Origin of the sequence: Streptantibioticus silvisoli (genome assembly GCF_027947535.2) — a bacterium.
Lineage (GTDB): Bacteria > Actinomycetota > Actinomycetes > Streptomycetales > Streptomycetaceae > Streptantibioticus_C > Streptantibioticus_C silvisoli.
Genome location: NZ_JAAGKO020000034.1, coordinates 19,122 through 40,373, shown reverse-complemented (window position 1 = coordinate 40,373; position 21,252 = coordinate 19,122). Strand labels below are relative to the sequence as shown.

The window sequence follows — 21,252 nt, the reverse complement described above, 5'->3', positions numbered from 1 at the left end:
GTGAACATTTCCCGTACTGAGCGTCGGCGGTCCGGGTCGGGGAAAGCGGTGACGATTCTGCGGCGGTTCCGCTGAGTACGGCACCGGATCAGGTGGTTGCGTCGGCACCGGACCCGGTCGTCGCGTCGGCATCGGGAACCCGACGTCATCAGCTGCCGCACCGGTGCCGGAAAACGCGACGTCGTCGCCCGCTGCCTCGGTCGGTTCAAGCGGCGCCGCGATCCGGCCACTCGTCGTCACGCCCGTCACGCAGGTCTGCGCCGGCGTCCACCGAGGCGACCTCGGCCTGATCGCAGGCCGGAGTGGACCGGAGCCTGAAGTGGACCGCGACCCGCAGTGGATCTGGAGTGGATCGCCGCCCTGAGCGGGCTCGCGTGGCCAGGAACGGAGAGGGCTTTCCGCCTCTTCCCCGTGAACAACATATAGCGCACCGGGGGGCTTGCGGCAAGGCCCGGGTCGTACTGCATGATCGCTGGCTGAGGCTCTGAACTGCGAAAACGGGAGTACGGAACGGTGTTGTCGACGACGGTCGAGGCGAACGCGGGCGGGACGAGGAACGTCGGGGAGAGCGGCGCGTGATGGATGCCGACGTGATCATCGTGGGCGCCGGCCCGACGGGTCTGATGCTGGCCGCCGAGCTGCGGTTGGCCGGGGCACGACCGTTGGTGCTCGAACGCCGCCCGCAGTCCCGGGACATCGCGAAGGCCAACGGTCTCGGCGGCCGCGTCCTGGACCTGCTGGCCCACCGGGGCCTGCTGGACCGGCTCGAAGCACTCGGGCATCCCGGCCGGCCCCCGGCTCCCCGATACCCGTTCGGCACCGTGCATCTGGACCTCACCGACGTGCCCGAGCCCCCGCTGCGCGGCATGTCGCTCCCGCAGCCGCAACTGGAGCGCGTGCTCGACGAACGCGCCCGTGAACTCGGTGCCGAGATCCGGCGCGGGCACGAGGTGATCGGGGTGCGCCAGGACGACGCCGCGGTGAGCGCGGAGGTCCGCGGGCCGCAGGGGTCCTACCGGGTGGCCGCTCGATTCCTCGTGGGCTGCGACGGCCCGCGCAGCCGGGTCCGCGACCTGGCCGGCATCCCGTTCCCCGGTACCACCTACCCCGAGGTCAACCGGCTCGGCCACGTCACCCTGGCCGATTCGGTGATCCAGCACGACGACGGCGACCTGGAGGTCCCCGGGTGGGGCCGGATCGCTGCCGGCTTCACCAGGACCGAGCGTGGCGTGTTCGCGTTCGGACGTCGCAGCGTCGGGGACCTGATGATGCAGACCACGGAAGCCGAGCCGGCCGAGGTCGACGACAGCGACGCGCCGATGACCCTGGCCGAGTTCCAGGACAGCGTCCGCCGGGTGCTCGGCACACCGCTGCCCGTCGCGGACGCGACCCGGCTGTCGCGCTACGGGTTCCAGGCCCGGCAGGCCGACCGGTACCGCCACGGCCGCATCCTGCTGGCCGGCGACGCGGCCCACGCGTTCCCCGCCACGGGCGTGGGCCTGAACGTCGGCATGCTCGACGCCGTCAACCTCGCCTGGAAACTGGCCGCCGACGTCCACGGCTGGGCGCCGGCCGGGCTGCTCGACACGTATCACAGCGAGCGTCATTACGTCGGCGCGCGGACGATGATGCAGACCCAGGCCCAGGTGGCGCTCAGACGCGGACAGGACCCGGCGGCCGAAGCCCTCCGGCAGGTCCTGCAAGAACTGCTCGTCGACGAGCAGCCGGCGCGCCGGCTCGGCGCGCTCATCGCCGGCGCCGACATCCGCTACCCCATGCCGGGCGCGGACCGGCACGCGTTGACGGGGGCCTGGGTGCCCGACCTCGGCCTCCGCACCGACCAGGGCACCACCGGCGTCGCGCGGCTCATGCGTACCGCGCGGCCCGTTCTCCTCGATCTCGCCGACCGTCCGGACCTCCGGGCCATCGCCGGGGACTGGCGGGACCGCGTCGACATCCGGACGGCCGAGGCCGCCGACCGCCCGGCCGACGCGCTCCTGATCCGCCCGGACGCCCACATCGCCTGGGCCGCGACCACCGACGAACCCGGCGACACCGCCGGGCCCGCGCTGCGAGCGGCACTCTCCCACTGGTTCGGCGCACCCCTGACGGCGACCGGTCCGACGAATTCCTGACCGGACCAGGAACTCCGTGCGTCGCCCGCCCGCCCGCCCGCCACGGCAGGGGCGGGCGGGTGTGTCGCCGGTGGCGGTGACGATCTCCGCGGTGACGACCTCGGCGGTGACGATCTCCGCGGTGACGACCTCGGCGGTGAGGAATGAGACGGGGTCCGCCGGTCGGGGGAGGCGGCCAAACGGGGTCCGCTGGTCGGGGCGGATTTCCCTTTCGCGGTCGGCGTCAGTCGTTCCGCTTTCCCCTGGTCCGCTTCAGGGAGTCCGGGCGGTGCACGGCGCTGCGCCCGGACTTGTCGCTGCGCACCTTGTACTGCGGGTCCTCGGACGACGCCGCCACGTCACGGCCGGCCGTGTGTTCCCGGGAGGTGATCTCCTTCTCCACCTCGCCCGTGGTCTCCTTTCCGTGACTGCTCCAAGCCACCCGGTCGCCCTTTCGCAATCCGTCGTGCCGCCGTCCGCCGGTTCCTTTCTCGGCCATGATGTCTCCTTTGCTCACCATTGACGTTCGTCGGATATGCCCGGAATATTCTCCTGATGGTCGAGTGCCCGGACCGTGCGCCCTGTACACCGGCCGACTGTGCGGCGCCGAGCATTCGGACGGGGCAGCCAGTTGGGATCGGCCAGCCGGGATCGGTCACCTGCCACGGTCACGTGACCACGGCTTCGGCGGTCGGCGGATTCCGGGGGCGGCCCGGCCCCGGAACAGACCATGGAGATCGGGCGCCGACGCTCCGTCAATTCGTCAATCCGTCAATTCGTCGAATCGCGCCGGCGCCTCAGTTCACCGAATCGCTCCGGCGCCGTCGACGGGCAGGTCGACGGGCATACGGTCCCGTGCCGATCCGGGGCGTTCGACCGTTACGCCGTCAGGGCGTGGCGCCGGCGCGCCGGTTGCCGTTGTCGGAGGGGCGGACAGCGAATCGCGAACCGCTGCGACGGGTTCGCGCCGGAATCGTGGGTACGTGACCTTCTGCACGAGAACCGAGATCAGGAGTGGAGCGACATGTCACACGTCGAGGAATCCATCACGGTCGACGTCCCGGTCACCACCGTCTACAACCAGTGGACGCAGTTCGAGGAGTTCCCGCGGTTCATGTCCGGCGTGGAACGGATCGAGCAGCGGTCCGACAGGATGACGCACTGGGTGACCAGCGTCGGCGGCCAGCGGCGCGAGTTCGACGCGCGGATCACCGAGCAGATCCCGGACGAGCGGGTGGCCTGGACGACGGTCGAGGGCGAGGTGCGGCAGGCCGGAGTGGTGACCTTCCACCGGCTGGACGACGCGAAGACGAAGATCATGCTCCAGATGGACACCGATCCGAAGGGCCTGGCCGACACCGTCGGCGACAAGCTGGGTTTCGCGCAGCGGCAGGCCAAGACCGATCTGAAGCACTTCAAGCAGTTCATCGAGTCCCGTGGCAGTGCGACGGGTGCCTGGCGCGGTCAGGCCTGACCCGCCAGCCGGCCGACCGGCCGGTGCGATGACCATGGATCGGCGGCGGTGCCCGTCCCCGGAACGGTACGTGGGCACCGCCGCCGATCGTTCACGTTCGGCGGTCGGAGTCGGAGTCGGACTCCGCCGGTGGGTGGTGGGCGGCCGTCGACGGGCGGCGGGGCTTGCGGAGGCGCGGCTCGCGGAGGTGCGGCTTGCGGAGCAGGGCGTTGGCGGGGGCGGAGTGGAGCGTTGGCGGGGCGGAGGCTGCGGGCGTTACGTCGCGGTGCGTGTGGTGACGCGGTGGTGCCGACCCCGTCGCCGGCCCGGCGGAGGGCGCCGCGCCGCACCCGTTCCGCCGGCGCCCGCCGCATCCGGGCCGGGGCTCCGGTCAGCCGTTGCGCCGTTGCTCACTGCTGTCGTGCCGCAGGTGTTCGGCCTGGCGGGTGACGCTGTCGACGCGGGCCGCGAGGTCGGGGTGGGAGGCGCGCAGGTGGGTGTGGGTGTCGGCCAGCGGTGCGACCAGTGCGGAGGCGTCGTCGTCGGCGAGGGCGCCGGACAGGTGGGCCAGGGACACGGCCGCTTCGTCGGCGAGGTCGGTGAGCGCGGTGATCTGGCCGGCGAGCCGCCGCAGGTCGGCGGAGTTGACGCGGGCCCAGGCGGTGACGCTGCGGTCGGCGGCGCGGCTGTCCCGGGTGGCGCGGACCCGGTCCTCACCGGTGCTGCCCGGCCGGCCGGGGCGGACCCGCAGGTACCGGCGTTCGGCGGCCTGCCGGCTGGCCACGCCGAGCGGGTGGGCGAGGTCCGCCCAGCTGGCCCCGGCCTCGCGTGCGGCCTCGATGAGGTCCGGCTCCCACGCGGCGAGCCGTTCGCGTACCTCGCGCAGCAGCAGCAGCGCGGCCAGCGCCTGTTCGGCGCCGGTCCCCTCGTCGCCGGGAGGGGTGCCGGGGGGACGGAGCCGCGCGCCGCGCAGGGCCTCGTCCATGGCGCCCAGCGCCGCCTCGGCGGCGAGGAACCCGACGGGGTCGGAATCGGGAATGCCGGCCGGAGCCGGCTGATCGCCCTTGGGCATTGGCTTCCTCTCGCTTCGTCGTCCTTTGGATGACAGTCGAAGTTGTCACCGAATGGATGACATGCTACAACGGATGGCGGTTGAAGCGCGTTGGCAGGTACTGCCTGAACCCACCGGAGGTGTTTCGCGATGTTGATGCGTACCGACCCGTTCCGCGAACTCGACCGCGTCGCCCAGCAGTTGACGGGGGCGACCGGCACCTGGTCCCGCCCGGCCACGATGCCGATGGACGCCTACCGCGACGGCGGTGAGTACGTGATCGCACTCGATCTGCCCGGCGTCGATCCGGCCGCCATCGAGATCGACGTCGAGCGGGACATGCTGACGATCAAGGCGGAACGCCGGCCGGCCGCCCAGTCGGACACCCTGCGCATGGAGCTGTCGGAGCGCCCGCTCGGAGTCTTCTCCCGCCGGCTCGTGCTGGCCGACACCCTCGACACCGAGCGCATCAGGGCCGACTACGACGCGGGCGTCCTGACCGTACGCATCCCGATCACCGAGCGGGCCGAGCCGCGCCGGATCGCCGTGGGCACGCACGGGGAGGATCGGCAGATCAACGGGTGATTGTCGCCGGAGGCGGAAGCTGAGGCGGAGGCGGAGGTTGAGAGGGCGACGGGGTGCGGGGTGCGCATGGTCTGTGTGCGCCCGCCGCCGTGGTCCTCTCGCAGCGACGGGTGTTGCCCGCGCGGCCGGACTGCGGCTTGATGGCGGCTCCGCACAACCGCGCGGAGCCGCCACGGGCATCGACTGCGCGATCAGGACGTTGAACATCCGGTACCACCTGGTGGTCGGCTCGCACGGGCCCGGTCGGTGGGCGAGCGTGGTCACCTCGGCGACCCATTGGCTCGATTCGGGGCACTGCGGGGTGGCGATCACGAAGGGGAACTCGTGGCCGGCCTCCGCCAGCTTCCCTGGCGTATGTCATCTCCTTGAACCGTTCGAGTCAGGCGCCTCCGGTTCGTTCGAGTCAGGCGCCTCCGGCCCGTTTCCCCCGGACACCTGGCCGACGACGCGCTCACCGTGAGCGTCCTGCGTCGCGGCGGCTGGTGCCGGGTTCCGGCTGCCGGGCGGGAGGTTTCGCAGCGGCCCCGCAGGGACACCCGGGAGGCGGACGGGGCGAGCCCGGTGGGGGTGGCGGCTCGCCGCACGGTTGCCGACCTGGTGGTGAGGCGTGTGCCCGAACTCCCGGACGTCGAGGGATACCGGCGGGTCCTGCGGGGTGCCCGCGGCCGGACGATCCGGTCCGTGACGGTGCGGGACGCGGGGGTGCTTCGCGGGGTGTCGGCGGCCGGGCTGGAGCGGGGGCTGCGGGGCCGCCGTTTCCGGGAGCCGTACCGGCACGGGAAGTGGCTGCTGGCGCCGACGGACGGTGAGCAGGTCCTGGCGTTCCACTTCGGCATGACGGGCGCGCTCGTGCTCAGCCGGTCGGACGAACCCCCGCACCCCTACGACCGGGTGGTCCTCGCGCTGGGCGACGACCTGGAGTTGCGCTACCGGGACCAGCGGAAGCTGAAGGGGCTGCGCCTGGAGGACCGCGCGTCGGCGCGGCGGCTCGTCGCGCGGCTGGGCCCGGACGCCGCGGACCTGACCCGCCAGGACCTCACCGCCGTCCTGGAGCACCGGCGGGCCCGGATCAAGGCGGTGCTGCTCGACCAGTCCGCGGTCGCCGGGCTCGGCAATCTGCTCGCCGACGAGATCCTGTGGCGGGCCCGCGTCCACCCCGCCCGGCGGGCCAGTGACCTGACGTCCGCCGAAGGCGACCGGGTCCTCGCCGGTACGCGCCGGGTGCTGCGAACCGCCGTACGCGACGGCCGGGTACCGCCGCGCCGCTCATGGCTGACCGGCCGCCGCGACCGCGTCCACCCCGACTGCCCCCGGTGCGCCACCCCCCTGCGGCACCGCGCGGTCGCCGGCCGCAGCACGTACTGGTGCCCCCACTGCCAGCCGGAACCCTGACCGCCGCTCTCCCTCTGACGGTTATGCGTCAGCTCCGCCGGCCATGAGGCGACTCCGCCGGCTACGTGACACGCCCCGGTCGTATGGCGCGCTGCCAGCGGTGTCATCCAGCGGTGTCATCCAGCGCTGTCATGCGGCGCACCTTCGGCCGGAGCCCTGGAGAACGCTTGCGGTGGGACAACGCGTGCGGCGGGCCCGCGACGGGCGTGGCGGCGAACGCGGAGTACGGCGCGCACCGCCCGGTGACACGGTTGCCGCACGCACCCGTTGCCAGAGCTGGCGCAGCCGGCCGACAGGAGATGGTCAGAGCTTGCGCAGCGCTGGCAGGAGGTGGTCGCCGGCCCAGTCGATGAACGCCTCCTGGTGGTCGCCGCCGATCTGGACGAGCGCGACCTCGGTGAACCCGGCTTCCGCGTACGGGCGGACGGCTTCGACGAAGGTGTCCACGTCGGCGCCGCAGGCGATCTCGGCGGCGACGTCCTCCTCGCGGACGTAGGAGGTGGCGGAGGCGAAGGAGGCGGGGCCGGGGAGTTCGGAGTTGACCTTCCAGCCGCCGCCGAACCAGCGGAACTGCTGGTGGGCGCGGCGCACGGCCGCCCCGCGATCCGGGTCGTAGCAGACCGGGACCTGGCCAACCCGGGGCTTTCCGGTGCCGCCGTGCCGGTCGAACGCGGTGAGCAGGTCCGCCTTCGGCTCGGTGGCGATGACCAGGTCGGCGAGTTCGCCGGCCAGCCGGCACGACTGCTCACCGGAGACGGCGACGCCGATCGGCGGAGGGTCCTCGGGCAGGTCCCACAGCTTGGCGGACTCCACCTGGAAGTGTTCGCCGCGGTGGTTGACGTGGCCGCCCGCGAACAGTGCGCGGATGACACCGATCGCCTCGGCCAGCATCGCGTGCCGCACATCGGCCGGCGGCCAACCGCCGCCCACCACATGCTCGTTGAGGTTCTCGCCCGCGCCCAGCCCGAGCCGGAACCTGCCCTGTGACAGCAACTGCACCGTCGCCGCCTTCTGTGCCACGACCGCCGGGTGGTAGCGCAGGGTCGGACACGTCACGTACGTCATCAGCGGGATCCACGACGTCGCCTGCGCGGCGGCGCCCAGGACGCTCCACGCGTACGGCGCGTGGCCCTGCTCCGCCAGCCACGGCGAGTAGTGGTCGGAGATCACCGAGAAGTCGAAACCGGCGCCCTCGGCACGCACCACGTCGTCGACCAGCTGCCGCGGCCCGGCCTGCTCCGTCATCATCGTGTATCCGATGTTCACCATGCCCTGCGGGTGCCCTGGGCGACCCGGACAAAACGCCCGCCGGCCCGGTCGGGCACCTTCCCGGCACCGCACGGTGAGGGCGCCGCGCGGTGAGGGCGCGGCCGGTGGGAGGGGGAGCGCGCGGTGGAGCGGCTCAGGGGGCGGAACCGTGAACGTGCGGTGAGGACGCCGGGCGGGGCGGATGGGAGGCGCGGGCCGGGGAAGGCGGGCCGGTGACCGCAGGCGGGGGCGCACGCGTCGGAAGGGGCGTCTCATGATGCTGGGGGAACGCTACCGGCTCGACATGCCGCTCGGACGCGGCGGCATGGGCGAGGTCTGGATGGCCGTCGACGAACGGCTGAACCGCCCGGTGGCCGTCAAACTGCTGACGGAATCCGCCATGGGTGACGACCGCTCCGCCGCCCGGTTCCGCCGGGAGGCCCGTACCGCCGCCCGGCTCAACCACCCCCGGATCGTCACCGTGTACGACTTCGGTGTCTCCGACGGCCGCTGCTTCCTCGCCATGGAGCTGGTCAACGGCTCCAGCCTGGCGCACGAACTGCGGCGCCGCGGACCGCTGGGCCCCTCCCGGGTCGCCGCACTCGCCGCCCAGACCGCCGAGGGGCTCGCCGAGGCCCACCGCCTGGGCGTCGTGCACCGCGACGTCAAGCCGTCCAACCTCCTGCTGGACGAGGACGGCATGGTCAAGGTCGCCGACTTCGGGGTCGCCCGCTGCCCCGGCGCGGAGACGACGACGTACACCACCGGCACCGGCCTGATCACCGGTACCAGCCTCTACCTCGCCCCCGAGGCAGCGCTCGGCGGTACGGCCGGGGCAGCCGCCGACGTGTACGCGCTGGGCTGCGCCCTGTACGAACTCCTCACCGGCAAGCCGCCGTTCACCGGTGAGCACCCCGTCGCCGTCCTGTGCCAGCACGTCGAGACGGTCCCGGTCTCCCCGTGCAGCCGGTGCCCGGACCTGCCGGACGCCTTCGGCGACATCGTGCTGTCGATGCTCGCGAAACGCCCCGAGGACCGGCCGGACGCGCTGGAGGTGGCCGCCTGGTTCGGCGAGGTCGCCGCCACGGGCCGGACGGGCGCTGCCGCGGGGTGGACGGGCTCCGCAACTGGCCGGACGGGCGCTACCGGCGGCCGGACGAGCGCCGCCGCAGGCCGGGAGGTCGCCGCCGTGGGCCGGACCGCCGCTGCCGCGGCCCGCCCGGTGACGGGGGAACGTTCGGCCCCGGGGAGGAAGGGCGCCGCGGGCCGGCCCGCGGCACCCGTCGCCAGGACCGTCGGCACTCCCGGGGCGGCCGGTGCGGAAGCCGCCCCCGCGCGCCGGGGCCCGGTGGTGGTCGGCGCCGTGGCGACCGCCGCCGTACTCGTGGCCGCGGTCGCCGTCCTCACCGCACCGCGCACCGATGGCACCCCGCACTCCACCGCGCCCGGTACCGGTCCCCGGTCGGCCGCCTCCGCTCCGGCCGCGGAGCCGGGCGCCGGTCCGCGGGGACGGGGGGAAGACGCCGGCGCCGGTGGGCGGACGTCCACCTCGCCCCGGTCGGTTCCGAAGGGCTCGCTCTCCAGCCCCACCGCCGCCGCCGCGACCGCCGGCCGCCCCGGGACCGCGACGCGGCCCTCCCACGACCCGACGACGGCACCAGCGAAGACGCCTCCCCCCGCCACCGGCACGCCGTCCCCCTCGTCGAGCGCGTCGACCGGCCCCTCCACGCCCCCGTCCAGCACGTCCCCCAGCCCGAGCACGACGGCCTCCACCCCGACGGCGACGGCCGGCGCGGCGGCCGATCGCGGGGGACGGAAGGTCTGACGTCGCGGGGGAACGCTTCACATTGCGGGAGCGGGGGTGGGAGCGGGCGTGGGAGCGGCAGAGGAAGCGGGGGCGGTCCGGGGCGGGGGAGAGCGAAGGACGAGGCGGGTGGACGAAGCGGGTGAACGAAGCGGGCGGGCGGTGCCGTGGTCGCGGAGAGGGTCGCGAACGCGGTCCGGCAGGGGGCGCATGCGGTGCTGGAGGCGGGGTATCCGCTTCATGCTGAGGGGGACGTGGGATCACGGCGTCCGGACCGGGCGGACCCCCTTGCCAGGAGGTGGGAGCGGTGTTCCGAACGATCTCGGAGGTTTTCTCCTCGGTGGGGCACGCGGTGGCCACAGTGGTGTCCGCGCCCTTCCGGCTCATCGCGCGGCTCTTCGGCGGCGGCTGATCGGCTTCGCCGGACCGATGATCTTTTCGCCGGACCACGTGGCTGAACCATGCGGCCACGCCCTTCACCGGACCACGTGGCCGAACCATGCGATACGCCCTTCGCGGGACCACGTGGCTGAACCAAGCGGTCGGCCCCGCGCCGGACCATTCACCGAGACCTTCACCGAAGCCATTCGCCGAACAGGGGACACGCACGATGACCGCTGACGGCGCCCCGGTGCGGCACGGGCGCGACGAGTCCACCGAGGAGCGCGCGGACCGCCGGTGGGTGGAGATGCTCCAGGAAGTACGGGTCGCGCAGACCGGCGCCCAGATCCTCTTCGGCTTCCTGCTGAGCGTCGCCTTCACCCCGCGCTTCCGGCAGCTCGGGGCGTTCGACAAGGACGTCTAGTCGTCACCGTGGTCCTCGGCGCGCTGGCCACCGGTGCGCTCATCGCACCGGTGGCCTTCCACCGTTTCCTGGAGGGCCACCACCTCAAGCCACAGCTCGTCACCGCCGGCGCCCGCCTGATCACCGTGGGCGTCGTCCTCCTCGCCCTCACCGTCGGCTGCGCCCTCATGCTCCTGCTGCACGTCGCCACCGGCTCCGCTGTCGCCTACGTGATCGCCGGCACGGTCCTGGTCTGGTTCGCGGTGTGCTGGTGGCTGATCCCGTCGCTGCTGCTGCGGCGGGGGGAGCGGGGTCGTTGACGGGCGTTGATGAGCGAGGACGTTGAACGTTGACGGGCGCTGATGAGCGAGGACGCTGAAACGTTGACGGGCGTTGATGAGCGGGGACGTTGAGCGAGGGACGCTGAACGTTGACGGGTGGAAACGTTGAGCGGGGGACGCTGAACGTCCCCGCGTCACCCGCCGGAGGCCGTTACCTACCCCAGCCCCGATTCCGCTCCCGCTCCCGCCCCCGGTGGCAGGGCCAGTCCGCCGCCGCCCGCGCCGAGGAGGTCGAGCAGCGCCTCCGTGCCGCCGGCCTCGACCGCGCGGCGTTGCCGCTGCTCGCCGGTGCCGTCGCGCAGGAAGCGGTCCACGCCGTCGGAGACCCGGTCCAGGTCGTCCGTGCGCTTCAGCGCCGGTTCGATGTGCTCCATGAGCGAGGCGACGACTTCGGCGGCGGGGCGCAGGCCGCCCGCGACGGGATCGACCAGGTCACCGTTGAGGCCGTGGCGTGCCGCGCGCCAGTTGGCCGCCGTCAGCAGCTCGGCCGGTGCGGGCGGGGCCGTGCCGCCGGACTCCGCCTCGTTGAGCGCGGTCGTCACCAGCGCGCGGACGATCCCGGCGAGGGTGACGGCGTCCTCGGGGAGCAACTGGACGTCCAGCGCGCGGATCTCCAGCGTCGGGTAACGCTCGGACGGCCGGGCCTGCCAGTAGATCTGGGCGCGGTCCCGGATCACCCCGGTGCGCAGCAGTTCCGCGGTCCGGCGGTCGTAGTCCTGCGGACCGTCGAAGGCCGGCGGCGGGCCGCTCACCGGCCACCGGCCGAAGACGACCGTGCGCCAGCTGGCGAAGCCGGTCCCGGCGCCGTCCCAGTACGGGGAGTTGGCCGCCGTCGCCACCAGGACGGGCAGCCACGGGCGGACGCGGTTGAGCGCGGCGATCGCGCCGCGCCGGTCGGGTACGGCGACGTGCACGTGCATGCCGTTGATCATCTGCTCGTCCACCAGGCGCGCGGCGTCGTCGAGCATCGTGCGGTAGCGCGGCTTGTCGGTGACCGGCACCGGCCCGAGGAACGGCGCCGCGCCGCACGCGGCGATACGGCAGCCGGTCTCCGCCGCCGCGATCCGCAGCGCCCCGCGCAGCCGCCGCAGATGACCGCCGATCTCGTCCAGGCTGCCGCACACCGGTGTGGCGATCTCCACCTGCGCCTGGAGCAGCTCCCGTTCGACCTCGCCGCCCGTCAACGCCGGTTGCCGCGCGGCCGCCGCCCGCACCTCCTCCCACCGCGACACCGGAAACCCGCTGTCCGCGTCCAGCAGCAGGTATTCCTCTTCCACGCCCACGGTGACGACCATGCTCGCCGCCTACCCGCGGTCCCGGACGGCAAGCCGACGGGCCCGGCGCGAAACGCCCACCGCGCGAGGGCGCGACAGCGGGCGGATGCGATCGCCCGGTGCACCGCCCCGCCCGTCGTCCCGGGACGCCCGGACGGACGTCACGGTGTGCCGGAAGCCGTGTGATCGCAGATCGGTGGGGCAGTCGTGGCGAAAGCGAAAAAGAAGGGAATCCTGGTGGAAACGAGCATTTCCGCGGCAGGGCCTTCCCCGGCGGACCGGGCCCGTACAGAAGACCCCGCCAGGGATTCGCGCCGCCCCGCGGTCCGATGGGCCGCGTGATGACGGCGCCCGTCCTCGCCCCGGCCGGCGGCCTGGGCCGGATGTGGGCTCTGCCGGGCGTCTACGTACCGCAGGAGGACACCCTGCTGCTGGCCCGGGCCATGCGAAGAGAGGGCGTCGGCCCGGGACGGCGGGTGCTGGACCTGTGCACCGGAAGCGGCGCGCTCGCGGTGCACGCCGCGCGGCTGGGGGCCGACGTCACCGCGGTGGACATCGGGCGCCGGGCGGTGACGTCCACCCGGGTGAACGCCCTGCTGGCGGGCCAGCGGGTCACCGTACGCCGCGGCGACCTGACGGCGGCGGTCGCCCCGGGAAGCCGGTTCGACCTGGTCGTCAGCAATCCGCCCTACGTCCCCGCCCCCTCCGCCGAGGTTCCGCGCCGGGGCAGGGCGCGGTCCTGGGACGCCGGGCCCCGGGGCCGCCTGCTGCTGGACCGCATCTGCGACGCCGCCCCCGGCCTGCTGCGCCCGCACGGTGTCCTGCTGCTGGTCCACTCCGCGCTCTGCGACCCCCGGGCGACCGTCGACCGGCTGGCCGGCGCGGGGCTGCGCGCCTCGGTCGTCGACCGCGATCGGATCGCGCTGGGCCCGGTGATGCGGTCCCGGGCCGGCTGGCTGCGCGACCAAGGACTGCTGGCGCCGGGCAACGACAAGGAGGAGTTGGTGGTCGTCCGTGCCGAACGGATCTGAACGCGCCCGCCGGGTGACGGCCGACCGGTCCGGCCCCCTCATGGTGGAAGGACCGGTCGAGGTCGAGCTGGAGAACGGGGACATCGCCCGCTCGGACCGTTTCAAGGTCGCGATCTGCACGTGCCGGCGCAGCCGCACCTACCCCTGGTGCGACACGAGCCACCGCCGCCGGTCCCAGCCCCCGCCCCCGTCCACCGGCCGGGCGAACGCGGCCGGTGAGGACGATGGCGGGGCGTCTGGCGCGGTCGCCGGTGAGGACTTCGGTGAAGGCGTTGCCGGGGTTCCCGGTGAAGGCCCGGACACGGACATTCCTGAGCGAGAGGAGGACTGACATGACGGTGCAGCGCGTTCCCACCGCCGTTCCCGCCGACGGTCCCGCCCCAGCGCCCGCCGGACGCGGCACCGGGCCGGTGCTCCCGGAGCCGCGGGGAGACCTCTCAGCCCAGGTGATCGGCGTCCTGAAGGGCGGCGAGCGGGTGCCGGTTCCCCCGTCCACCGCGGCGGTCGATCCCTACGGCGACGACCTGCAACTGGCGCTCTACGTCCTCTACGAACTGCACTACCGGGGCTTCGAGGGCGTCGACGACCGGCACGAGTGGAACGCCGACCTGCTCCGGGTGCGAACCGGCCTGGAGGACCACTTCCTGGCGGCCCTGCGCGAGGACGTCCCCCGGGCGGGCGGGGGCGCCGGAGCGGTCCTGGACGCCCTGCTCGTCGAACCGGTGGGACACGATCCGCGCAGCGTGAGCCACTACTTGGCCGAGCGCGGTGAACTGCGGCAGCTGCGCGAGTACGCCGCGCTGCGCTCGCTCTACCACCTCAAGGAGGCCGACCCGCACGTCTGGGTCATCCCCAGGCTGCGCGGGAGGGCGAAGGCCGCGATGGCGGCGATCGAGTTCGACGAGTTCGGTGCCGGGCGGGCCGAGGACGTCCACGCCCAGCTGTTCGCCGACCTGCTGGCCGACCTCGGCCTGGACCCGGTCTACGGCCGCTACCTGGACGCCGCCCCCGCCCAGGCCCTGGCCACCGTCAACCTGATGTCCCTCCTCGGCCTCCACCGCGCCCTGCGCGGCGCCCTCGTCGGCCACTTCGCCTCGGTCGAGATCACCTCCCCGCCCGGCTCCCGCCGGCTCGCCGAGGCGATGCGCCGTGCGGGAGCGGGCCCGGCCGCCCAACGCTTCTACGACGAGCACGTCGAGGCCGACGCGGTCCACGAACAGGTCGTCCGGCACGAGGTCGTGGCCGGCCTCCTCGCCGATGAACCCGCCCTGGAAGCGGACATCGTCTTCGGCGTCGAGGCGACAGGCGTCGTCGAGGACCGCCTCGCCGAACACCTTCTGACCGCCTGGCGGAACGACGGCACCGCCCTGCGCCGTCCGCTGCGGGACGGGTCCGGGGGTGTGGCGGCGGGGGGAGTCGTGGCTGACGGGGGAGGGGCGCGGCGTTCGCCACCCCGCCGTGACGGACGCGCTGGACGCGCCGGACGCCGAGGCGGTCCGCCAACGGGCCGCTGATCCGGCGCCGTATGAGCGACGCGACGCACGACCGTGGGCCGATCCGCGATGCCTCGGTCGTGGTGGCCCGCGGCGGGTGGGGCGACGTGGCGATCCTCAGCGCCGGCTTCCCCCGGCACGGCGGCGAGCAGGTGTTCCTGGCCGGTGGTCGGGGGGAGGAGGGGCCCTCCGGTGATGCCGCCGTGCGGGCGGCCGGTGACCGGTCCGGCGGTCGGCCGCCGGCGTCGGGTCCGGTCAGGATGCCGTGCCGAGGACGGGGTGCGTGACACCGTCGAAGAGTGTCACCGTCCCGTCTGCCGTGCTGCGTCCCCAGGGCCGGTCCGGCAGTCTGACGTCCCGGACCCACTCGCCGCACCACTCGCTGCACCGGAGCCTGTCCTGCCAGGCGGTCACGTCGTCCGTCGTCCGGGGGGCGCGCTCGACGTGCATGAGTCGGCCGTCGCATGCGTCGCCCGGGCAGGTCAGCCCGTGGCCGCAGCGCGGCGCACCGCACCGGCACGGCTCGTCGGGCGGGGGCTGCGCCGGGCTTCCCCAGTGCTGCGTGACCACCGCGCGGTGCTCCGGGGGCATCCCGGGCCGGTCCGCGCCGACGCGGCACCAGCCGAGGTCCACCACCTTCGGCTGGAACCGGGGCGGCTTCAGGGCCCACTGCCAGCACAGGACGGGGGCGAGCGTGTCCCCGTCCGCACCGGTGGTGTGCAGCCGTGGTGCGGGCCGCACCGTGAACGGTGTTCCACCGTCCGGCCGGAATTCCACCTCGAGTTGCCATGTGCACGAGAAGCGGCGGGCGCACCCGGTGACGATGAACTTCTCCGACTCGTCCGGGGCCAGCCGCACATGCGTGCCCTGGAAGAACGGCCGGGCGCCGATCGGTTCGCCGGTGTACGGGTCGACCTCCCAGAACTCCGGGTGCTCCTGGTCCAGGTCCAGCTCCAGTTCGGGGACCGGGCGCAGGCCCGCCGTCTGCTGCGAGATGAGCGCCCCCGGCACGGCCGCGTCCCGGCGCAGGACCACCGCGCGCAGGTCGCCGACGGTGAGGTGGGTGTCCGACCGGTTCGTGACCGTCAGGAAGACCTCGGTGAAGGCGAAGTCCACCGCTCCGTGGGATCGCGCCCAGCCGAGGATGTCCTCGCCCCCGGTCAAGTCCCCCGGTTTCCGCCCCGGTGGGTCCTCTGCCAGTGCCGCGACCCGCGGAAGCACCACGTGCCGCCCGACGGGATCACGGACGTCGACCAGCACCTCCACCGACGCCGGCCCGGCCGGACGCGGCGCACGCGGGTGGCCGTGGAAGTGAATCCCGCCCTGCACGCTGCCTGCCTGAACCACCGAGCCTTCGACGGTGGTCCGCCCCGACAGCTCGTTGCTGACCCCCGGCGGTAAACCTTGCTCCCCGCTGTCCTGTGTCATTTCCCGATGATGCACCCCGCTGACCGCGGATGGGAGTGGGCGTCACCAGCGGCTCGAAGTCGCAGGCCGGAGTCCGTCCGACCGATGATGTGCCCCCCGGAGCCACGCCCCCGGCGCGGCGGATCACCCCAGAAAACTCAACCGCACCGTGCGCACCGCGTTGTCGACGTTCGTGTCGACGAAGACGACCGACTGCCAGGTGCCGAGGGCCAGTTGGCCGGAGAGGACGGGGAGCGTGGCGTGGGGGGCGATGAGGGCGGGCAGGACGTGGTCGCGGCCGTGGCCGGGGGTGCCGTGGCGGTGGTGCCAGCGGTCGTCGGCGGGCAGGAGTTCGCGGAGTCTTGCCAGCAGGTCGGCGTCGCTGCCGGCGCCGGTCTCGATCACGGCGATGCCGGCCGTGGCGTGCGGGACGAAGACGTTGAGCAGTCCGTCCGCGCCGGGGGCCACGCGGCGCAGGAAGTCGGCGCAGGCGTCGGTGATGTCCATCGCGCGTTCACGGTCGCCGGTGGTCAGTTCGAAGGTCTCGGTACGGAACGTGTCGGCCATGGGTCCATCGTCCCCGATCCCGGGCCCACGCGCGGTTCGCCACTCACGGGTGAATTCCTTGCCGCGAGGAACCCCGGTGCCGCGCCGGCCGTTCAACCTGGTGAGGCCCTGCGGCATCCCCCCGTCCGCGGGGCCTCACCACGTCCGTCCGGGGTCAGCCCACCAGGTCCAGCACCGGGCGCAGTCCGTCGGGCCGCCGGTCGGCGGGCAGGTGGTCGACCTGGAGGAACGCGCAGCCGATCGCCGTCGCTCCGCCGTCGTGCTGCGCGCTGTCGCCGACCATCAGGACGTCCTGCGGCGCCAGCCCGAGGCGGTCGCAGGCGATGCGGAAGATCCGCGGGTCGGGCTTCTGGACGTTCTCCTCGAAGCTGAGCACCTCGGTGTCGACCAGGCCGTCGACGCCGTACGCGCGCAGCACCGGGCGCAGGTCCCAGCCGATGTTGCTCAGCACACCGACCGCCAGACCACGTTCCTTGAGGGCGCCCAGTACCTCGGCGGTGTCCGGGTACGGCTGCCAGGCGGCCGGTGCCATGTGCCGCTCGTAGAGCACGTCGTACAACTGCGGCCACGGCAGCTCGGCCCCCCGCGCGATGCCCACATAGGCGGCGCGGTGGCGTTCGGCGTCGATGTCGCGCTCGCCCCACAGCCGCGCCAGCGCCTGCGGAACGGCCTTCGGCGCCGCGCCGCCGGGCAGCGCCCCGACCTCCTCCAGCCGGGCGGCGTACCGGGTGATCTCCTCGTCCGTCGCCTCGATCCCGGCCATCGACAGGGCGGCGCGCAGCCACCGGGCGGTCGGCTCGACCCTGAAGATCGTGCCGGAGAAGTCGAAGAGGCAACCCTTGACCGTCATCCGCCCAGCGTTGCCGAACGGCACCGCCCCGGGCAACCCCGGCCCGCCGCTGCCCTGCTCCGCTGCCTCGCCGCCTCGCCGCCTCGCCGCCTCGCCGCCCCACCGACCCGCGTCCCGCCGACCCGCGTCCCGCCGCCCCGGCGTCCCTCCGCCATCCACCCCTCCGCCGGACAGACACCCCTCCGCCGGACGCCCCCTCCGTCAGCGCAGGGCGCCGATGCCCGGGCCGAAGGCGACCAGCAGGGGGACCGCGGGGACCAGCGAAGCGACCAGGCAGAGCTGGGCGCGGCGCAGCCGGGTCAGCCGGGGGCCGGGGTCCAGCAGGCGCAGGACGCGGCCGGGCACCTGGGCCGGGGCCGGGCACGGGCCGAAGACCGCGCGGTCCTCGTTGAGCCCGACCAGCGCCAGGGCCGTCGTCAACCGGCCGAACCGGCGCGAGGCGACATCGTCGGCGGCCAGTTCCACCAACTGGTGCACCTGCTGGCGGAAGCCGTTGAAGACCGGCACCCGGGGGAAGCCGGCCGCCAGCGCGTACGCGCACGCCAGCAGCCAGTCGTGCCGGGCGCGGGCGTGCCCGAGTTCGTGGGCGCGGACGGCGTCGAGCTGCTGGCCGTTGAGCCGGCGCAGCGCCGCCGTGGTCACCACCAGGCCGGGCGGCGGTCCCGGCTGCCACCAGGCGTCGGGGCGTTCGCTCTCCAGCACCACCAGCCGGTCCCAGGTGCGCCGCTCGCCGGGCAGGAACGGGGCGCGGGAGCGCAGTTCGGCCCGCTGGTGGCGACGCATGGCCCGGCCGGTGCGCAGCTCGCGGGTCAGCATGGCGGCCGAGCGCGCGCCGCCGCAGGCCAGCAGCAGGGCCGTCGCGGCCGACAGGAAGCCGTACGGGTTGAGGGCGTAGGCGTGCATGACCCCGGGCGGTGCCAGCGCGAACAGGTGCCAGCGCACGGCGGCCCAGGCCGCCGAGGCGCACAGCGCGAGGGAGCCGAGGCAGCACAGCAGTACGGCGGCGACCACGCAGCTCCATACCCACAGAGCCAGCACCGGCTCACGGTCCGCCCACGAGGCCCGGACCAGCAGACGCGGCGCCATCGCCGCCGTCAGTGCGCCGAGGACCAGCAGCACGAACGGGACCGTCATGGCGTCAGCGTAGGGCGCCGCCCACCCGGCGTACCGGCCGCCGTGGCGAAGGTGACCAACGCCTCACCCGTCCCGTGGACCCCTCGCAAGCCCGTCGTATTCCGGCCCGCGGGGGTGCCTCACATGGTCAGCAGCATCGCGAACATGCCGATGCCCAACGAGACCCGGCAGGCCGCCGCCAGCTCGGGCGCCGCCAGAAGACCGCCGGTCGCACCGCCCGCGGTGGCCGCCGCGCCGGCCGGGAGCATCCGCAGTCCGGCCCACAGCGCGTAGAGGCCGAAATACGCCAGCAGCAGGCCGTTGACGACCGGGAGACCGGCCGTACCGGTGGTGCCGGCCATCCCCGGCATGGCGCCGTGAGCGGCCGGCGCGGTGGCCATCACCACCGACATGTAGACCATGGAGGCCGCGCCGACGCCGAGGTGCACGTGGTGGGCCGGCGCGTGGTCGCCGCGCCGGGACAGCGACAGCGTCCACAGCGCCATCGCCCCGAAGAACGCGCCGAACAGCCAGCCGCCCCAAGGGTGTTGGGCCAGGGCGGGCGCGGGGAGCGCCATCAGCGCCATGCCCAGGCCCTTGACGCCCTCGGCCCGCGAGACACGTCGTTCGGCCGCGCCGAGCGCGGCGCCGGCCGCCGCCCGGGTACGCAGCAGACAGGACACGCCGGTCACCGCACCGATGACGACCACCAGCCAGCCGACCAGCGGCGGTCCACCCATGGCGCCTCCCCGCACCGCGCGGACCCGTGTCCGCCCCCGGAGACGATGCCCGCGTACGGGGGCGCACAAGCTGGTGCACAGAGGTGCGACCGGCGCGCGACCGGACGATTCGGGCACACCCGGGCGCCGCGCGCGGGAGCCATCCTCCGTCGGCCCCTGGTTCCGGCACGCTCGGGGGAGCGGTACGTGTCACGCCGCTACGACATCCCCACCCGGCCGGCTCACCGCAGGCGGGTACCGGGAGCGCTCCGGCCGGACCACCCCGGGGCACGGACCGGCTCAGCCCCGCATCACCGCAGGCCGGAGCGTCGCTCCGGTGCGACGGCCGGCGGTCGGGCCGGGCGGGAGCGCCGTCGGTCAGGGCCGGTAGCGGATGGGGTGGTCCTCCGGGACCTCGACGACGCAGATCCGGGTGCCGTCCGGGTCGCTGATCCACATCTCCAGCAGGCCCCACGGCTCCTTGCGGGGTTCGCGCAGCACGGGGACGTCGTGGGAGAGCAGCTCGCGGTGGGCGGCGGCGAGGTCGGGGACCTGCAACCACAGGTTGACCCCCGCGCCCGGCGGGGTGTCGCTGTGCCCGGAGACCTCCAGGAAGCCGCCGCCGAGGAAGAAGACCGTGCCGCGCTCCGGCCCGGTGCCGAACTCCCGGTAGACCGAGAGCCCCAGGGCGTCGCGGTAGAAGGCGCGGGACCGCTCCAGATCGGTGGGGCGCAGCAGAATCCTGCTGCTGAGTACGGTGACCATGCACCGGACCCTACGGCCCGCCCCGCCCCCGCGTCAGCAACGCCCCGCACGCCCCCGCGTCAGCGACGTCCAGCGCGCCCCCGCCACGACGCCGCCGCCCCGACCGGTGCCGCCCCGACCGGTGCCGCTTCGACCGGTGCCGTCCCGACCCGTGCCGTCCCGGGGGCGGGAAGCCTCAATCGTCCGATCCCGCGTAGATCCTGGCCGCCCACTCGCCCACCTCTTCGCCGGACAGGTGCCGGGCGAGGTCGGCCTCGCTGATCATGCCGACCATGCGTTCGCCCTCCATGACCGGCAGCCGGCGCACCCGGTGGTCGATCATCTCGCGCAGGACGCGGTCGACGCCGGCGTCCGCGTCGATCCAGCGGGGCGTGCCCCGGGTGAGTTCGCCGGCGGTGACGCGGGACGGGTCGCGGCCGAGCGCCACGCAGCCCACGACGATGTCGCGGTCGGTCAGGATGCCGCACAGCCGTTCGTGGTCGTCGCTGACCGGCAGCGCGCCGACGCCCAGCTCCCGCATCAGCTCGGCCGCGCGGTCCAGCATCACCCCGTCGGGGATCCACGCCGCGCCCGCGTGCATGATGTCCTTGGCGGTGGTCATGACCGCACACCTCCTCCGGTGGTGGGATCGCCCTCCTCCATCGTCCGCCGCCCGGCCGTCGCCCGCCACCGCCCGGGGACCGGCCCTCACCGTCGCAGGAAAGGACCCCTTCCGTCATGCAGACCCATCAGCTCCCGGCCTTCCGCTCCGCCACCGCCGACGACGTCGCCGACCTGGTGGCGCTCGTGGAGTCCGCGTACCGCGGTGACGCCAGCCGGTCGGGCTGGACGACCGAGGCGGACCTGCTGGAGGGGCAGCGCACCGACCCCGACGGGGTGGCCGCGGTCGTGGCCGCGCCGGGCGGGCGGATGCTGGTGGCGGAACTCGACGGCGTCATCGTCTCCTGCTGCCAGCTCGAACACCGCGGCGACCACGCGTACTTCGGGATGTTCGCGGTACGCCCCGGGCAGCAGGGCGGCGGCCTGGGCAAGGTGGTGATGGCCGAGGCGGAGCGGTTCGCCCGGGAGGAGTGGGGCGCCACCGAGATGCGGATGTCCGTGATCACGCAGCGGGAGGACCTGATCGCGTTCTACGTGCGGCGCGGCTACCGGCGTACCGGCGACCTGACCCCGTTCCCGTACGGCGACGAGCGCTTCGGCCTGCCCCGGCGCGACGACCTGGCCTTCGAATCGCTGGTCAAGCCACTGGTCTGACCGCCCG

21 protein-coding genes and 1 pseudogene are annotated in these 21,252 nt (G+C 74.0%); 11 read left to right on the top strand and 11 right to left on the bottom strand.

The genetic code is table 11. The features are described 5' to 3' along the window. The first annotated feature begins 578 nt into the window (after nucleotides 1-578). Nucleotides 579-2,135, top strand: a complete 1,557-nt coding sequence (locus POF43_RS22120; RefSeq protein ID WP_271325607.1) for an FAD-dependent monooxygenase — start codon at nucleotides 579-581, stop codon at nucleotides 2,133-2,135. A gap of 223 nt (nucleotides 2,136-2,358) precedes the next feature. On the opposite strand, the gene POF43_RS22115 is transcribed toward POF43_RS22120, so the two are convergent. Continuing rightward, the gene (locus tag POF43_RS22115) at nucleotides 2,359-2,613 is read right to left on the bottom strand and encodes a hypervirulence associated TUDOR domain-containing protein (RefSeq protein ID WP_271317597.1); all 255 of its coding nucleotides are present in this window, start codon (nucleotides 2,611-2,613) and stop codon (nucleotides 2,359-2,361) included. 525 nt (nucleotides 2,614-3,138) lie between these two features. Between POF43_RS22115 and POF43_RS22110 the strand changes: the two genes are divergently transcribed. Continuing rightward, the gene (locus tag POF43_RS22110; RefSeq protein ID WP_271325916.1) at nucleotides 3,139-3,588 is read left to right on the top strand and encodes an SRPBCC family protein; all 450 of its coding nucleotides are present in this window, start codon (nucleotides 3,139-3,141) and stop codon (nucleotides 3,586-3,588) included. Between the two features lie 370 nt (nucleotides 3,589-3,958). On the opposite strand, the gene POF43_RS22105 is transcribed toward POF43_RS22110, so the two are convergent. Next, entirely contained in the window at nucleotides 3,959-4,639 is a 681-nt protein-coding gene (locus POF43_RS22105) for a type III effector protein (RefSeq protein WP_271317669.1), read from the bottom strand. A 129-nt stretch (nucleotides 4,640-4,768) separates the two neighbouring features. On the opposite strand from POF43_RS22105, the gene POF43_RS22100 reads away from it, so the two are divergent. After that, the gene (locus tag POF43_RS22100) at nucleotides 4,769-5,203 is read left to right on the top strand and encodes an Hsp20/alpha crystallin family protein (RefSeq protein ID WP_271317670.1); all 435 of its coding nucleotides are present in this window, start codon (nucleotides 4,769-4,771) and stop codon (nucleotides 5,201-5,203) included. Between the two features lie 561 nt (nucleotides 5,204-5,764). Next, nucleotides 5,765-6,595 (top strand): Fpg/Nei family DNA glycosylase, encoded by an 831-nt coding sequence (locus POF43_RS22095; protein ID WP_308217755.1) that lies wholly within the window; start codon nucleotides 5,765-5,767, stop codon nucleotides 6,593-6,595. 303 nt (nucleotides 6,596-6,898) lie between these two features. On the opposite strand, the gene POF43_RS22090 is transcribed toward POF43_RS22095, so the two are convergent. Continuing rightward, nucleotides 6,899-7,864: an LLM class F420-dependent oxidoreductase gene (locus tag POF43_RS22090; protein WP_271317672.1), complete on the bottom strand. Its 966-nt coding sequence runs from the start codon at nucleotides 7,862-7,864 to the stop codon at nucleotides 6,899-6,901. A 253-nt stretch (nucleotides 7,865-8,117) separates the two neighbouring features. Between POF43_RS22090 and POF43_RS22085 the strand changes: the two genes are divergently transcribed. The 3 genes and pseudogenes from POF43_RS22085 to POF43_RS35170 all read left to right on the top strand — a co-directional run bounded on the left by POF43_RS22085 (nucleotide 8,118) and on the right by POF43_RS35170 (nucleotide 10,751). Next, nucleotides 8,118-9,668, top strand: a complete 1,551-nt coding sequence (locus POF43_RS22085; RefSeq protein ID WP_282704708.1) for a serine/threonine-protein kinase — start codon at nucleotides 8,118-8,120, stop codon at nucleotides 9,666-9,668. Nucleotides 9,669-9,954: 286 nt separating this feature from the next. After that, complete coding sequence (locus POF43_RS22080; protein ID WP_271317471.1) at nucleotides 9,955-10,059, top strand: LPFR motif small protein; 105 nt, start codon at nucleotides 9,955-9,957, stop codon at nucleotides 10,057-10,059. A gap of 87 nt (nucleotides 10,060-10,146) precedes the next feature. Continuing rightward, nucleotides 10,147-10,751: pseudogene (locus POF43_RS35170) on the top strand (DUF6328 family protein). Between the two features lie 176 nt (nucleotides 10,752-10,927). Here the strand turns inward: POF43_RS35170 and POF43_RS22070 are convergent. Further along, the gene (locus POF43_RS22070) at nucleotides 10,928-12,067 is read right to left on the bottom strand and encodes a carboxylate-amine ligase (protein WP_271325132.1); all 1,140 of its coding nucleotides are present in this window, start codon (nucleotides 12,065-12,067) and stop codon (nucleotides 10,928-10,930) included. 320 nt (nucleotides 12,068-12,387) lie between these two features. On the opposite strand from POF43_RS22070, the gene POF43_RS22065 reads away from it, so the two are divergent. The 3 genes from POF43_RS22065 to POF43_RS22055 are packed head-to-tail and all read left to right on the top strand — an operon-like array spanning nucleotide 12,388 to nucleotide 14,591. Then, nucleotides 12,388-13,077 carry a HemK2/MTQ2 family protein methyltransferase gene (locus POF43_RS22065; RefSeq protein ID WP_271325134.1) on the top strand — a complete coding sequence of 230 codons (690 nt, stop codon included), beginning with the start codon at nucleotides 12,388-12,390 and terminating at the stop codon, nucleotides 13,075-13,077. A gap of 40 nt (nucleotides 13,078-13,117) precedes the next feature. Further along, nucleotides 13,118-13,408: a CDGSH iron-sulfur domain-containing protein gene (locus POF43_RS22060; protein WP_271325135.1), complete on the top strand. Its 291-nt coding sequence runs from the start codon at nucleotides 13,118-13,120 to the stop codon at nucleotides 13,406-13,408. Nucleotide 13,409: 1 nt separating this feature from the next. Further along, nucleotides 13,410-14,591 (top strand): iron-containing redox enzyme family protein, encoded by a 1,182-nt coding sequence (locus tag POF43_RS22055; protein ID WP_282704707.1) that lies wholly within the window; start codon nucleotides 13,410-13,412, stop codon nucleotides 14,589-14,591. A gap of 234 nt (nucleotides 14,592-14,825) precedes the next feature. Here the strand turns inward: POF43_RS22055 and POF43_RS22050 are convergent, their stop codons facing one another. From POF43_RS22050 to POF43_RS22020, 7 genes are all read right to left on the bottom strand, one after another. Then, nucleotides 14,826-15,998: a hypothetical protein gene (locus POF43_RS22050; RefSeq protein WP_271325534.1), complete on the bottom strand. Its 1,173-nt coding sequence runs from the start codon at nucleotides 15,996-15,998 to the stop codon at nucleotides 14,826-14,828. Between the two features lie 123 nt (nucleotides 15,999-16,121). Beyond that, the gene (locus tag POF43_RS22045; protein WP_271325535.1) at nucleotides 16,122-16,544 is read right to left on the bottom strand and encodes a YjbQ family protein; all 423 of its coding nucleotides are present in this window, start codon (nucleotides 16,542-16,544) and stop codon (nucleotides 16,122-16,124) included. A 154-nt stretch (nucleotides 16,545-16,698) separates the two neighbouring features. Beyond that, nucleotides 16,699-17,394: an HAD family hydrolase gene (locus tag POF43_RS22040; protein WP_271318177.1), complete on the bottom strand. Its 696-nt coding sequence runs from the start codon at nucleotides 17,392-17,394 to the stop codon at nucleotides 16,699-16,701. 201 nt (nucleotides 17,395-17,595) lie between these two features. Further along, nucleotides 17,596-18,528, bottom strand: a complete 933-nt coding sequence (locus POF43_RS22035; RefSeq protein ID WP_271318337.1) for a M56 family metallopeptidase — start codon at nucleotides 18,526-18,528, stop codon at nucleotides 17,596-17,598. A gap of 119 nt (nucleotides 18,529-18,647) precedes the next feature. Continuing rightward, nucleotides 18,648-19,247 (bottom strand): DUF5134 domain-containing protein, encoded by a 600-nt coding sequence (locus POF43_RS22030; protein ID WP_271318338.1) that lies wholly within the window; start codon nucleotides 19,245-19,247, stop codon nucleotides 18,648-18,650. Between the two features lie 357 nt (nucleotides 19,248-19,604). After that, the gene (locus tag POF43_RS22025; RefSeq protein WP_271325697.1) at nucleotides 19,605-19,991 is read right to left on the bottom strand and encodes a VOC family protein; all 387 of its coding nucleotides are present in this window, start codon (nucleotides 19,989-19,991) and stop codon (nucleotides 19,605-19,607) included. A gap of 175 nt (nucleotides 19,992-20,166) precedes the next feature. After that, nucleotides 20,167-20,592 carry a CBS domain-containing protein gene (locus POF43_RS22020; protein ID WP_271326005.1) on the bottom strand — a complete coding sequence of 142 codons (426 nt, stop codon included), beginning with the start codon at nucleotides 20,590-20,592 and terminating at the stop codon, nucleotides 20,167-20,169. 116 nt (nucleotides 20,593-20,708) lie between these two features. Here POF43_RS22020 and POF43_RS22015 point away from each other — a divergent pair, with 116 nt between their 5' ends. Continuing rightward, a complete protein-coding gene (locus POF43_RS22015) occupies nucleotides 20,709-21,245 on the top strand; it encodes a GNAT family N-acetyltransferase (RefSeq protein WP_271318727.1) in 537 nt (178 codons plus the stop codon). Nucleotides 21,246-21,252: the final 7 nt, after the last annotated feature.